Source organism: Propioniciclava sinopodophylli, assembly GCF_004324755.1.
GTDB classification, from domain to species: Bacteria; Actinomycetota; Actinomycetes; order Propionibacteriales; family Propionibacteriaceae; genus Propioniciclava; species Propioniciclava sinopodophylli.
Window position 1 is genome coordinate 95157 of sequence record NZ_SDMQ01000004.1, and the last position, 13662, is coordinate 108818.

Consider the following 13662-nt stretch of genomic DNA (forward strand, 5'->3'; position numbering starts at 1 on the left):
CCCAGTGAAGTCGGCGGTCGCGATGACGCGCTCACTCCAAGACTGGGCCCCCGAACTCCGACAGGCCGAGCCGGTGCTCCATGAGCACCACCTGATAGGGGTTCCACGTCGACAGCGTGTAGCGCAGCACGAGGTCGTCCCCGTCGCGGCGGGCGTCGTAGAAGAAGGGCGCGTAGGCCGCACCCGTGGCGTCCGCCTGCCCGCGGAAGATACGGTCACCCACCGGGTCCGTGCCGTCGCCGTGGGCCTTGATGAACCGCGAGAAGGGGTCGTCGAACCACATGCCGCGTGCCACCCAGTCGAGCAGGCGGCGGCGCGGCGACCAGGGCCCCCACGGGTTCTCGGCGGTGCGGAGGGTGACGGCCAGCCCGATCGGGTCCTCCGGGCCGGACGTCCCGAGCAGCAAAAACCGGCCCAACTCCGGCACCCAGCGCACCGACACCTCGCCGAACGCCCCGGGGTGCAACAGCGGGCGGGCGTCCGCCTCGCGATCGCTCCAGCGCGGTTCACCGGACGCCGAGAGCCCGGCCCAGTAGCGCACGCCGAGTCGCGCCCGCGTCACGGACTCGGGGTCGAGCACTGCCAGCCGCAGGTCGCCGGCCCGGTAGGACCCCGAACCCCAAACGGCCACGACCTCGCCCTCCCCCGGCAGGCCGAGCGCCGCCGCCGGGAGCCGCTGCACCGACACGTTGATGAAGTACCGCTCCGAGAACGTACGTGCGCCGGTGAACGTGACCGGACGCCACGAGCGCGGGTCCACGCGCACCGGCCCGCGGTGCACGGCCAGAACCGACCGGCCCATGACCTGTTCGCGCCGGAAGTGGTTCGACGTGAAGAAGCCGTAGAGGTCGTCGCCGACCGAGAACGCGTCCAGCGGCACGTCGTACTCGCGCATCGTCACGCCCCACCCGCGCACGCGCAGCGGCGCCCCGTGGAACGTGAACCCCGGCAGCCCGTCGATCGGACCCGTGGGCTCGATGCGCGCGATCGCGTCGCGGGTGGTCAGCCACGGTCGGCGGTGCCAGTGCGTGTCGCCGAAGACCATCAGGTCCTCGCCGAGGTGCTCGACCCGGACGCCGAGGTCGGTCCCCAGAACCCCCGACGTCGTCGCCGACCGGCTCAACGTCACGCGCCGCCCGCCCGCGCGGACCGGCTGGGTGTCGGTCTCCCCCGACACCTGCGCGAGCTTGGTCGACTCGCGCTCCTCGACCGTGAACGCGCTGGTGTCGTGTAGCCGCAGGCAGTTGACGCGCATCCACGCGGCGCCGGCCGTGTGCCGCCGGTGCTGCACCACCGAGCCCTCCTCGTCGGTCAGCGCGTGGACCGCCCCGCGTCCGGCCGGCGCCAGCGCAACACCGTCGATCGCCCCGGCACCCCACGTGAGGGTGGCGTGGCGGGCGGCCGACCCGTCGCGGTCGATCCGCCAGGTCTCCAGCACGTCCCCGCGCGGGACGGCCAGCAGCCAGCCCCCCGCGTCCGCGACGAGCGACCCGGACGCCGTCCCGGCCCCCAGCCCCAGCCGGCGCCAGGCGCCCCGCAGGCGCAGGCTCAGCTCGCCCCCGACATCGGCGACGACAGCCCCGGTCGCGACCAGCGCGTCGCGCGCACCCGCCAGGTGTTCAACCCGTCGCCAGCCGCCCTCGAAGCGCCACAGAGTGGTGCCGTCGTCGTCCCCGACGGCGGCGAGCACGCCCCGGGCGTCCCGGGTGGCGGTGACGGTGGTGCCGGGCAGGGGCTCACCCCGGCGTCCCCAGGTAGTGGGGTCGAGGGTGTGCTCCCCCGACGCGACGATGCGCGGCAGGGCCGCCTTCACGTGGTGGGCGATGCCGCCGGCCTCCGGCACGAGCGCGTGCAGCACCCCCGCGGCGACCACGAGCGCACCGGGGCCCACGGCGTCCGGGCTGACGAGGTTGAGCCGCGCCCACCCTTGGTCGGGGCGCTCCTGGGCCCGCTCGTAGTGGCGCAGGCCCGGGCCCGCGGCGTCCAGCACCAGCGCGTGCAGCAGGCCTGGCGCGAGCCAGCCGCGCAGGCCCGCGCGGCCGGGCCGGGGGGCGGCGGCGAGCGACGAGGGACCCAGCACCGGCGGGCGCGCGGGACCCGGGTCAGCAGCGGCACTCAGCACGCCCCGCACTGTACTGAGCAGACGGCGGGAAAGTAACAAAACGATAAGAAAGTACGGTGCCGATTTGGCCTCCGGGTACCCGGTGTGGTTACGGTGGAACCGAACCATGGTTGGGGATGAGTCGCGGCGCACGGTCGCTGGGCACATTCCTGCGAGCTGTGCCCGAACGATCAACCCACCAAGGAGTCAAAGAGCGTGTCCGCCATTCAAGCGAATGGCCTCTACAAGATTTTCGGACGCCGCGCCACGCGCGGCGTCGCGATGCTGGAGGCCGGGGCGAGCAGGGACGACCTGCGCAAGGACGGCCTGACTGCGGCTGTCATCGATGCCTCCTTCGAGGTGGACCCCGGCGAGATCTTCGTCGTCATGGGGCTGTCGGGTTCGGGCAAGTCGACCCTGATTCGCATGGTGAATGGCCTGTGGGAGTCGACGGCCGGCGAACTCGAAATCTACGGCGAGAAGCTGACAAAATCGTCCGACGCTACTCTCCGTCGGATTCGCCGAGAAAAGGTGTCGATGGTGTTCCAGCACTTCGCCCTGCTCCCCCACCGTACCGTCGGCGAGAACGCCGCCTACGGGCTGGAGATCAAGGGCCTGAACCGCACCGAGCGCGAGGCCCGTGCGAACGAGGCTCTCGCGATGGTCGGCCTGGAGGGCTGGGGCGGCATGCTGCCGGGGGAGCTCTCCGGGGGCATGCGCCAGCGCGTGGGGCTCGCCCGCGCCCTCGCCGCCGGCACCGACATCCTGCTCATGGACGAGGCGTTCAGCGCCCTCGACCCCCTCATCAAGCGCGACATGCAGGACCAACTCGTGGACCTGCAGCGCCGCCTGGAGAAGACCATCCTGTTCATCACCCACGACCTCAACGAGGCCATGCGCCTGGGCGATCGCATCGCCATGATGCGCGACGGGCGGATCGAGCAGATCGGCACCGCCGAGGAGATCCTGAACAACCCGGCCAACGACTACGTCGCCCAGTTCACCCAGGATGTCGACCGCACCCGCGTCCTGACCGCGGCCCAGATCGCCGAGCAGCCGGCGAGCGTGCTTGGTGCCGAGCAGGGACCGCGTGCGGCCCACCGCCTGCTCCGCGAGTCGCACAACTCCTGGCTGGTCGTGCTGCACCACGACCGGACGCCCGCAGGCGTCCTCTGGGAGGACGACGTGGCCCAGGCCGTCCGGGACGGCAGCAATGCGCTCCCTTGGTCCGACACGCACGAGATGCCCGTCGTGGCCCACGACACCCCGATCGCCGACCTGTTCACCCAGGCCGCGCAGCACCTGTCCCCGCTGATCGTCGTCGACGACGCCGGCCGGTTCCAGGGCGTGATCCCGCGTGTGACGCTGCTCACGGCCGTGGGCCGCCCCCGAGCGGACGCCCCGGCCCCGGCACCGGCAGGAGCGGGCGGATGAACCCGACCATTCCCCACATCCCCATCGGTGACGTCGTCGACGCCGGGATCGGCTGGCTCCGCGCGAACGCGGGTGCCTTCTTCGACGGGCTCAGCGCGCTGCTCGCGATCCTGACCGACGCGCTCACCGACCTGCTGCTCGCCGTGCCGGAACCCGTGGCCATCGTGCTGTTCGCCCTGCTCGGCTGGCTCCTGCGCAGCTGGAAGATGGCGCTGGCGACCCTCGTCACCTTCCTGCTGATCTGGTCGATGAACCAGTGGACAACCTCGATGCAGACGCTGGCGCTGGTGCTGATCGCGACGGTGATCGCCGTGGTGCTCGCCATCCCGCTCGGCATCTGGGCCGCCCGCAACGACGCCGTGAGCGCAGCGCTGAAGCCGATCCTCGACTTCATGCAGACCATGCCGGCGTTCGTCTACCTGATCCCCGCGATCCTCTTCTTCGGGATCGGCGCCGCCCCCGGGCTCATCGCCACCCTGATCTTCGCGCTGCCCCCGGGCGTCCGGATGACCGAATTGGGCATCCGCGGCGTCGACCACGAGACGGTCGAGGCCGGCCACGCGTTCGGCGCCAGCGACGGCCAGATCCTGCGGGGCATCCAGCTGCCGCTCGCCGTGCCCACCATCATGGCCGGCGTCAACCAGGTCATCATGCTCGCGCTGTCGATGGCGGTCATCGCGGGCATGGTCGGGGCCGACGGCCTCGGCAAGGAGGTCGTCTCCGCCATCTCCACCCTCAACACCGCCAAGGGCGTGGAGGCCGGCCTGTCGGTCGTGTTCCTCGCCATCTACCTGGATCGCCTCACGGGCTCACTCGCACGCCCGGGCGACCAAAGGACGTCCCTGCTCGCCTGGCTGCGCTCGCGGCGACAGGCCGCGGCCCGGGCGTCCTGAACAGCCAATGCACAACACCGTCGGAAAGGAAACACCCATGAAGACCCTGCGCACCCTGAGCACGATGATCGGCGCCGGAGCGCTCGCGTTCACCCTCGCCGCCTGCGGCGGCAACGCCACCCCGGCCAACACGGCTGCCCCTGGCGGCGACGGCTCGGCACCCGCCGGCGGGGCGTCCGGCACCATCACGATGGGCTACCTGCCCGCGTGGACCGACGGCCTGAGCACCGCGTACCTCCTGGAGAACCAGCTCGAGCAGATGGGTTACACCGTCGAGCACGAGGAGCTGAGCGAGGCCGCCCCGCTGTACGTGGCGCTGAGCCGCGGTGATGTCGACATCTACCCGTCGGCGTGGCCCGAGGTGACCCACGCGTCCTACATGGAGCAGTACTCCGCCGACATCGAGGACCTCGGCGCCTACTACGACAACGCGAAGCTGACGATCGCCGTCCCGGAGTACACCGACATCGACTCGATCGAGGACCTGGCCGCCAACGCCGACCGCTTCGGCGGGCGCATCGTCGGCATCGAGCCCGGCGCCGGCCTCACGAAGGCCACCCAGGAACAGGTCATCCCGCAGTACGGCCTCGACGGCAGCTACGAGCTGGTCACCTCCTCCACCACGGCGATGCTGGCCGAGCTGAAGAAGGCCACCGACGCCCAGCAGGACATCGTCGTGACCCTGTGGCGCCCGTTCTGGGCCAACAGCTCCTTTCCCGTGAAGGACCTGGCCGACCCGAAGGGCGCGCTGGGGGAGGCCGAGGCGCTCCACTTCCTCGCCACGAAGGGCTTCGCCGCGGAGTTCCCGGAGGCGGCCGCCTACATCAGCAAGATCAAGCTGACCGACGACCAGTACGGCCAGCTCGAGGACATGGTCGTCAACGAGTACGGCGAGGGCCGCGAGGCCGAGGCCGTCCAGGCCTGGATCGACGCCAACCCGGACGTCCTCCCCGCCATCGAGGGCTGACCGCCTAGGGGCAGTACTCGTCGGCGACGCGGGCGGGGATGTCGTCCTTCGGGGTCGGCCGCGCCTCGCAGTCGAGGATGCCGGTCTCGGAGAGGGTCCACGTGGCGCCGGTGCCGTGGGCGGTGGTGCCGTCGGCGCAGGTCACCGCGATCGCGACCGGTTGTTCGTGGACGCCGTGGTAGGCCAGCACGATGCCCGGCATGGGGTTCTGGCCGAGCAGGTCGGACACGATCCGCACGCCGTCCGCCAGGTCAGACGGGACCTGTTCCTCGACCGCCGCACGGACAGCAGGGTCGGCCAGCCACGGCTCGTCATCGGCCCACGTGACGCCGCGGGTCACCTCGTCCCCGGGCATGTCGACGAGCGACATCGACCCGTCGGACGCCATGTCGCGCACTTGGACGGCCCTGACCTTCCAGGTCGTCTCGCCCTGGGGTTCGACGGTGACCTCGGGGGACACGCACACGAACGCGCGCGTGGGAGTGGGCGAGGCGACGGGCGACGTGGCGGGGGTGCTGACCACCGGCGACGGGGTCGGCTGACCGGCCGTGCAGGCGCTGAGCATGGTGACGAGGAGCAGTCCGGCCAGGGCCGACAGGGGGCGCATGGCTGCAGTATCCACCGCTCAGGGAACCCCGCGGGCCGGAACAGATAAACGCCCGAACCCCTGGTGGGCTCGGGCGTTCGTGGCGGAGGTGGCGGGATTTGAACCCGCGATGGGGTTAACCCCGAAACCCGCTTAGCAGTTCGTCGCAGGGGTGTCCGGCAGGGCCGTCCTGAGGTTCATCAGCCCGGACCGAGGGTGCTTGGGACTGTGGCGGACGCCGGCGTGCGTGGGCAACCGAGACCAGAACTGAGACCGCTGTGCCCATGGTCCACTCATAAGGGGGGTGAAGACTGACCGTCTCATTGAGAATGGCATCTGGCCTTGTCAACTGGGCGATTCGGGGGAGTCTTGAGCGGCGCTAGGGGTTTTGAACGTGCATGCGTTGCACCCCGGGGGCAATGAGGAGGCAACGGGTCAAGCCGGGCTCGCGGAGAGCCGGTGTGTCCAGCCCGAGAGTTGGCTTGACCCCCCAGAGGACAGGTGAGGGGCGCCGACCCCCGGCATCACTGCCCTGACGAGGAGCGCCCTCAAGAGCTGGGCGCCACCCACTGGCGACCCTCGAGCACCCGCTCTAGCTTGCACCGGCGCATGATGATGATCGTGATCATGATCATCGCGCCGATGATGATGATCATCGACTATGATCCTGCCAACTGGGAGGAGAATGCTTCATGGATGACGCAGACTTAGCCGAAGTTGTTGAGAACTTGCGGCTGTTCGGTAGTGACGTATTTGACGTCGAAGCGAAGCGAGCCAGCAAGACGCTTCCTAGGTCTGTCAGAGACACCCTCTCGGCCTTCGCCAATACAGCCGGAGGCGTGCTGATCCTCGGTCTTGACGAGACGCAAGGGTTCAAAGCTACCGGCGTCGACGACCCGTCGAAGTTGGCGGCGGACTTGGCCAGCACTTCCGGCGATGAGATGACTCCCCCGCTTCGGCCACTGATCCGGCAACACCTGTTTGAGGGTGTCCAACTCGTCGTGGCTGAGGTGCCGGAACTTCCAGACGCCGACAAACCCTGCTTCTACCAAGGGGCGGGCATGACGCGGGGTAGCTTTGTACGGGTCAGTGACGGCGACCGGCGGCTGACGTCATACGAAGTGCAAATGATGCTCGCGAACCGAGGGCAGCCCCGGGAGGATGAGCGCCCCGTCGATGGGCTCACAGAAGCCGATTTGGACACCGCGATGGTAGACCAATTTGTGGAGCGACTGAGGACCAACCGCCCTTACGCCTTCCGCGATCTCGGTCGCGGTGAAATCCTTCAGAGGACGAAGGTCATGGTGCGGGATGACGAAGGTATCGATCGCCCAAGCATGGCCGGACTTCTCGCCCTCGGCAAGTACCCACAAAGCAGCTTTCCACAGTTGATGCTCACGTTTATCCACTATCCCACCATCGCAGGCGAGGATACTGCCAGCGGTGAGCGCTTCATTGATAATGTTGCAATCGAAGGGCCCATCCCGGTTATGGTCAGGGAGGCCATGGCTGCCCTGAGGCGCAATATGGCGCGAAGGTCAATAGTTGCTGGCTACGGCCGAACGGATGTTTGGGAGTACCCAGAGACTGCGCTCCGAGAGGCAATCGTCAACTCACTTGCACACAGAGACCTCTCAGCCGCGTCATTGGGAGCGCAAGTTCAAGTTGAAATGTATCCGGATCGCTTGGTGGTCAGAAACCCCGGCGGCCTATTCGGGCCAGTGAGCGTCGACAATATCGCAGTGGAAGGGATCTCGTCGGCCCGCAACGCTACGCTGCTCAAGATCCTTGAAGACGTCGCACGGGTGGGCGATAATCGTACTGTTTGCGAGAATCGCGGGTCGGGCATTCGCGCAATGATTAATGCCCTTCGGGACGCTCGCATGAGTCTACCCAAGTTCGACGATCGGATCTCCAGTTTCTCTGTCACCTTCCCTAATCACACTCTGATGAGTGATGACGTTGTCGCCTGGCTGAGCTCCCTTGATGAGGATGGGCTATCAGATAAGCAAATGGTTGGCCTGGCTATGTTGCGACAGGGTGACGAATTGGACAATCTCACTTATCGGAGCGTGACCGGCGTAGACTCACGACAGGCAACGAGCGAGCTTCAGAATCTCGTTGCACGAGAACTGGTGGTGCAGGCCGGGACCAGGCGCTGGGCTAAGTACCGGCTCCACCCACGACTGCTGACAAGCGAAGGCACGACCCAAAGCCAACGAAGAAGGTCGCCGGCCGATCGTCGTCAGGAGATTCTGGACGCACTGGGTGATAGCGTCCTGTCTCGCTCAGACATCGTGGCAAAAACGGGACTGAGCGATCAAATCGTGATTCGCTGGCTGCGTACGCTGCGGGACGAGGGCCGCGTAGAGATTCCAGACGGGGGACGACCACAGAGCAAGAACACTCGTTATCGTCGGATCCCGGAAGCCGCTGCCCCATCGGACATGGAGTCACTATTTTAGTCCAAGTAGATCTCCATCAGACTGCAGCGAGGTCCGGAGCGGCCCTGACCCAACAGTCCCGAGAGCCACCAAGGCGGCGGCTCAGCTCCTGCGATAGCTGTCCGCCACTCGCCGCTCTGGAAGGTTCGTAGGGTGTGTCAGTTGCCCCTCGGATGCCTCGGCGAACCAGCCCAGCCACCGATCGATGAAGTCGCTCAAATCATCACGCTCCAGGCGCTCGGGGGACCAAGCCAATTGCTGGGCCCCAATCACTCCGGAGAAGGCATGCCCTACATCCTGTGGGTCATCTGAATGGGGAACCAGACTCGACGAACCCGCCCCGAGGGCGAACTCCATAAAGGCGAGCTCATACCACGCATAAGCCCCCTCAACTTGCGCATCGCAATACCATAACGAATGTGCTCGACCAGCGTATCCATGGTTGTTCATCGGCTGAGTTACCGCGATGCTCGCCACCGCAATCACGTCAAACGGCCCATGCCACTTCTTATCAACCTGCCGTGGCTTATAAATTTCGATCCTTCCTACGCCGAGCGTGCCAACGAAACACATTATTCCACGGCCCGCTTGATCGTCGATCTGCACCATCGGCGCATCCGCCATAATCGCGTCTAGCAATCCGGCCGGAATCACCTCAAAGGTGTATCGCGCGGCATCAAATAGGCTGTCTCGACGCCCTTGCTCAGTCAGCTGCTGCTGAGCTAGCGCGTTTTCGGCTGCCCGAGACGCTGCCGCACGCTCCGAGACGGCCGCCAGCTTGTTGGCTCCTGCGCCCACGGGAAGGCTCAGCGCATTCGCCAACCTTGCCACAAGTTGGTCTGGATTCGGTCGTGCACCCGCGGGCTTGTACAAGCACTCCTCCACGAGGATTCGGAGTCTCTGAGGGCCCGCGTTTAGCATGGGCGGCTTTTCGTGCAAGTGCTGGTGCCGGAAATCCTCACCACCAAAGGGCCACTTGCCGGTAAGCAGCTCATAGGCGATCACTCCGAAAGCATAGACATCGGTTGCGGACGAAGCCCGCTCTTCCAGCCACTGCTCCGGCGCGGCGTACGGTCGCGTCATCGAAAACTTCCGAGTAGCAGGATCGGTAGAGGCGTCTCGATAGCGAGCGATCCCGAAGTCGCACAACACCCAGGAATCATTCCAATACAGGATATTCTCCGGCTTCAGGTCGCGGTGGATTATTCCCGCTTCCGAGATCTGATGGATCCCTTCAGCCACCTGCCGAAGGATATCTATTACCTGCTCCTGGGGAAGAGGCTCGCCGCGATTGACCATTAGATCGCGCAGCGAGTACTCCGCGCGAGGCATAATCAGCACCCAATTGCCGCCAACCTCGCCAGAATCAAGGGTTGGAATAACGCGAGGTAGGCCACGCGCCTGAAGAGAATCCCCAACAAGGACTTCGCGTTGGGCACCCGGCACGGCTGGTACAAACTTCGCCACTGCGTCTTGGGCCAGCGGTCCGCTAGCTAGTCTGACGGCACCGAAGCCGCCCCCGCCGATGACGTCGCCGACTTGCCATTTTCCACCCTGGAGCTCAATTTCCACGCTTCGAAGGATAGCGGCGGTTACCCGGGCCAGGAGTTCCTGGGTCTTGAACGGCTTGGCCACGTAGTCGTCGGCGCCGGCCTCCAGGCCCTCCACCACGTCGGAGGTGTCGGACTTCGCCGTCAGCATGACGATGGGGACGTCGGACTCCGCGCGGAGGTCGCGGCACACGTCCACGCCCGACTGACGCGGTCTCTCGGCGAGTGGCCTCCCACATTGCCCGTTGAGTTGCGCTAGCCAACGGACCCCGCACAACACCGGAGCGAGGACCGCGCCGCAGCGGAGCGAGGAGCGGACCGCAGCGTGCGCCGGCGGAGCCGGCGCCTTGATCTTGTAGAGCCAGATTCATCAACGCCGCGCTCAGCGCTACTACGGAAAGCGTCTGCGGGCTGTGGCGGAGCCCCCGAAGTGCGACACGATTCCTGACGCAAGACATCGGCGAGCCGAGTGGCACATCATGGACGAAGGCGTAGGAGATGCACGAACGCCAGGTCGACAGCGGAGAGGGGCGATGCCGGATGACGAGAAGAGTTGTGGGATCGCGGCGAGGTGGCGCGGCTGGTCGACAGCCCGCCCTGGGAGCGGTCGCCCCGATGGGGTCGGCACACCGTGGGTGACCAGCGTCAGACGGCTCCCAAGGCTGCGCGGCGCCGGCGGGATCCTATGTCGCTGCGGACAGCCACCATCCTCAGCCTGGCCACCTTCGTGCTGGTCGCCTTCGGCGCTGTCTACATCCTGGGGCGGCCTTGGCAGCACGGATGGGGGCTGGAGATCGGCTACCTGTCGTGGAAGGATCGACTGCTCTACGCCGGCGGGCTGGTAACCCTCAGCGGTGCCCTCGTTGCCCTGGTCGTCAACTACCGCAAGCAGCTCGCCGCCGAAGCCGGCCAGTTCACGGCGGGCTTCGCCGACGCCGCCCGCCAACTCGGTGACCAGGCGCCCGCGGTCCGGATCGCCGGCGTGTACGCGCTTGCCACGCTCGCCGACCGGCACCCCGGCCGCCGACAGCAATGCATCGACGCGCTGTGCGGCTACCTTCGCCTGCCCTACCACCCCGAGGCCGGGGCTGGTCACCTGGCCGAACGCAGCACTGAAACCACCGACACAGAGACGCACGTCAAGACCATCGACAGGCGCAGTTACAGAGCCGACGACCGCGAGGTACGTCTCACCATCATCCGCACCATCCGCGATCACCTCCGGCCCCACGCCGCCGTCAGCTGGCAGGGCCACGATTTCGACTTCACCGGCGCCACTTTCGATGGTGGCGACTTCACCAAGGCCGTCTTCTCCGGCGGCACGGTCCACTTCGCGGGCGCGGAGTTTTCCGGCGGCACGGTCGACTTCAGGTGGGCGATGTTCTCCGGCGGCACGGTCGACTTCAGGTCGGCGGAGTTCTCCGGCGGCACGGTCAACTTCGAGGAGGCGGAGTTTTCCGGCGGCACGGTCGACTTCAGGTCGGCGGAGTTCTCCGGCGGCACGGTCAACTTCGCGGAGGCGGAGTTCTCCGGCGGCACGGTCGACTTCAGGTCGGCGGAGTTCTCCGGCGGCACGGTCAACTTCGCGGAGGCGGAGTTTTCCGGCGGCAGGGTCGACTTCTGGCGGGCGATGTTCTCCGGCGGCACGGTCAACTTCGAGGAGGCGGAGTTCTCCGGGAGCAAGGTCAACTTCTGGTGGGCGGAGTTCTCCGGCGGCACGGTCAACTTCGAGGAGGCGAAGTTCTCCGGGAGCACGGTCGACTTCTCGGAGGCGAAGTTCTCCGGGAGCAAGGTCGACTTCAGGTGGGCGAAGTTCTCCGGCGGCCCGGTCGACTTCAGGTGGGCGGAGTTCTCCGGCGGCACGGTCAACTTCGCGGGGGCGCAGTTCTCCGGGAGCAAGGTCGACTTCAGGTCGGCGAAGTTCTCCGGGAGCACGGTCGACTTCTGGCGGGCGGAGTTCTCCGGCGGCACGGTCAACTTCGAGGAGGCGAAGTTCTCCGGGAGCACGGTCAACTTCTGGCGGGCGGAGTTCTCCGGCGGCACGGTCAACTTCGAGGGGGTGAGGTTCTCCGGGAGCACGGTCGACTTCGAGGACGCGAAGTTCTCCGGCGGCACGGTCCACTTCGCGGGTGCAGTGCTCGCGGGCGGGGAGGTGCGAGCTGAGCGCGAGCAGCTTGCTGTGCTTGCGCCCGACCTTGCGAACGTCACTTGGGGGGGCGGGCGTCTGAATGTTGGAGCGGCAGTCGTGAAGTCCGAAGAGGAGTTGAGGCGGTTGCTGGCTTCGACTCAGTGATGTTCGGTTCCGAGTCACGTGTCCGGCGGACTCTTGCCCCGGTGTCGGCCGCGGCGCCCGACGACTCGAAACGCCGACTGGATACGGTTGTCGAAAGTCAGCCGTCCCACCTCGTGATTGCCGCGGTGGCCCAGTTCGAGCGGGAGCTGATCGTGGCACGCACGCGCGCCGCGCTGGCAGCCGTGAAGGCGCAAAACCGCCAGCTCGGTCGGCTCAACAACTTGAACGAACACCAGTTCCGCCTGATTCACCAGATGTCGGATCGGACCTCGGCAACACCATCGACGACCCCTGATGTCCACAGCGCTACCCGCCCTTGGACTTCCGATAGAACCTGCCTTCGCGAAGATCCGCAGCCGTCAGGCGCGCGAGCGCGCTGGGACTCACGAGCGACCCTGAGCCCGACAACGGCTTCTCGGGCGCCGCGCGGAAGGTCTCTTCGTTCTCGGCAGCCACCAGCAGGAGTGCCACCACTGCGGGATCCAGATGTTCGGGGTTTGACATCGGTCATCAACTCCTCACCCTTCAGACGTACGGCGGGCGCGTCTCCACGGACACCTCACGCTGAATTGGGGAGTCTGTGGACGACGAATGCCAAGTCTTCCCATCCGGAAGACGCCTGAGGCCGCCTACCCAAGGCCCTCGGAGGCGTCGCGCAGGAGCTGCTTGGCAGCCTGTCGATCGCGTGCGAGTGCCAGGTGTCCAATGTTGTTGGGGCGCGCTGGGCCGTGGCCTTGGCCCTGGGCCTTCGACAGGGTGAGGCGCTGGGGCTCCACTGGACAGACGTCGACCTCGAACGCGGCGTGGTGTCGATTCGCCGGACCCGTTCCCGACCCCGTTACGACCACGGCTGCTCGCCCGACTGTGGGAAGAGTCCGGGCCATTGCACGCAGCGCGTCCAGTCGAACCCGGATCTGGGTGAGACGAAGTCGGACGCCGGACGCCGGACCATCGGTCTGCCTGAGGAACTGGTGAGCATGCTTAGGGCGCACCGCGAGCAACAGGCCGCCGACCGCGTCGCCGCCCGCCAGCTGTGGGTGGAGGGCGACTGGGTCTTCACCGAGGTGACCGGGACCCCGGTGAACCCGGTAACGGACTACCACCGATGGAAGGCACTGCTGAAGCGCGCCGGCGTCCGCCAGGCCCGGCTGCACGACGCCAGGCACACGGCCGCCACCGTGCTGCTTGTCCTGGGCGTTCCCGAGCGCACCGCGATGGGGATCATGGGGTGGTCGACCACGGCGATGGCCGCGCGGTACCAGCACATCACCGATCCAATCCGGGCCACCGTGGCCAGCCAGGTCGGGGGGCTGCTTTGGGAGCAGGAAACGGGCCTCCGGAATGCCAACTGAGACCACAACTGAGACCGGAGGGCCCGTGGAGCGCGGGAACGC

Annotated in this window: 10 protein-coding genes; 6 read left to right on the forward strand and 4 right to left on the reverse strand. The window is 67.0% G+C overall.

The window, feature by feature from the left end; all coding sequences use genetic code 11:
- Nucleotides 1–31 precede the first annotated feature (31 nt).
- Complete coding sequence (locus ET989_RS05575) at nt 32–2122, reverse strand: DUF4185 domain-containing protein (RefSeq protein ID WP_131167572.1); 2091 nt, start codon at nt 2120–2122, stop codon at nt 32–34.
- Nucleotides 2123–2317: 195 nt separating this feature from the next.
- On the opposite strand from ET989_RS05575, the gene ET989_RS05580 reads away from it, so the two are divergent.
- Genes ET989_RS05580 through ET989_RS05590 form a run of 3 tightly spaced genes read left to right on the forward strand, consistent with a single transcriptional unit; the run spans nt 2318 to nt 5395 of the window.
- Nucleotides 2318–3535 (forward strand): quaternary amine ABC transporter ATP-binding protein, encoded by a 1218-nt coding sequence (locus ET989_RS05580; RefSeq protein WP_165490051.1) that lies wholly within the window; start codon nt 2318–2320, stop codon nt 3533–3535.
- Entirely contained in the window at nt 3532–4428 is an 897-nt protein-coding gene (locus tag ET989_RS05585; protein ID WP_131167573.1) for an ABC transporter permease, read from the forward strand. The genes ET989_RS05580 and ET989_RS05585 overlap by 4 nt, the downstream gene beginning before the upstream one ends.
- A gap of 37 nt (nt 4429–4465) precedes the next feature.
- Nucleotides 4466–5395 (forward strand): glycine betaine ABC transporter substrate-binding protein, encoded by a 930-nt coding sequence (locus tag ET989_RS05590; RefSeq protein WP_131167574.1) that lies wholly within the window; start codon nt 4466–4468, stop codon nt 5393–5395.
- Between the two features lie 4 nt (nt 5396–5399).
- Here ET989_RS05590 and ET989_RS05595 read toward each other — a convergent pair whose 3' ends face one another.
- Nucleotides 5400–6002: a hypothetical protein gene (locus ET989_RS05595; protein ID WP_131167575.1), complete on the reverse strand. Its 603-nt coding sequence runs from the start codon at nt 6000–6002 to the stop codon at nt 5400–5402.
- A gap of 671 nt (nt 6003–6673) precedes the next feature.
- Between ET989_RS05595 and ET989_RS05600 the strand changes: the two genes are divergently transcribed.
- On the forward strand, nt 6674–8446 hold the full coding sequence (locus ET989_RS05600) for an ATP-binding protein (RefSeq protein WP_131167576.1): 1773 nt from the start codon (nt 6674–6676) through the stop codon (nt 8444–8446).
- Nucleotides 8447–8527: 81 nt separating this feature from the next.
- On the opposite strand, the gene ET989_RS05605 is transcribed toward ET989_RS05600, so the two are convergent.
- Nucleotides 8528–10255, reverse strand: a complete 1728-nt coding sequence (locus tag ET989_RS05605) for a protein kinase domain-containing protein (protein WP_479681045.1) — start codon at nt 10253–10255, stop codon at nt 8528–8530.
- Between the two features lie 405 nt (nt 10256–10660).
- On the opposite strand from ET989_RS05605, the gene ET989_RS05610 reads away from it, so the two are divergent.
- Nucleotides 10661–12268 (forward strand): pentapeptide repeat-containing protein, encoded by a 1608-nt coding sequence (locus ET989_RS05610; protein ID WP_131167578.1) that lies wholly within the window; start codon nt 10661–10663, stop codon nt 12266–12268.
- A gap of 306 nt (nt 12269–12574) precedes the next feature.
- Here the strand turns inward: ET989_RS05610 and ET989_RS05615 are convergent, their stop codons facing one another.
- The gene (locus tag ET989_RS05615; RefSeq protein ID WP_131167579.1) at nt 12575–12772 is read right to left on the reverse strand and encodes a hypothetical protein; all 198 of its coding nucleotides are present in this window, start codon (nt 12770–12772) and stop codon (nt 12575–12577) included.
- Nucleotides 12773–13074: 302 nt separating this feature from the next.
- Here ET989_RS05615 and ET989_RS05620 point away from each other — a divergent pair, with 302 nt between their 5' ends.
- Entirely contained in the window at nt 13075–13620 is a 546-nt protein-coding gene (locus tag ET989_RS05620; RefSeq protein WP_421958210.1) for a tyrosine-type recombinase/integrase, read from the forward strand.
- The last annotated feature ends 42 nt before the right edge of the window (nt 13621–13662 follow it).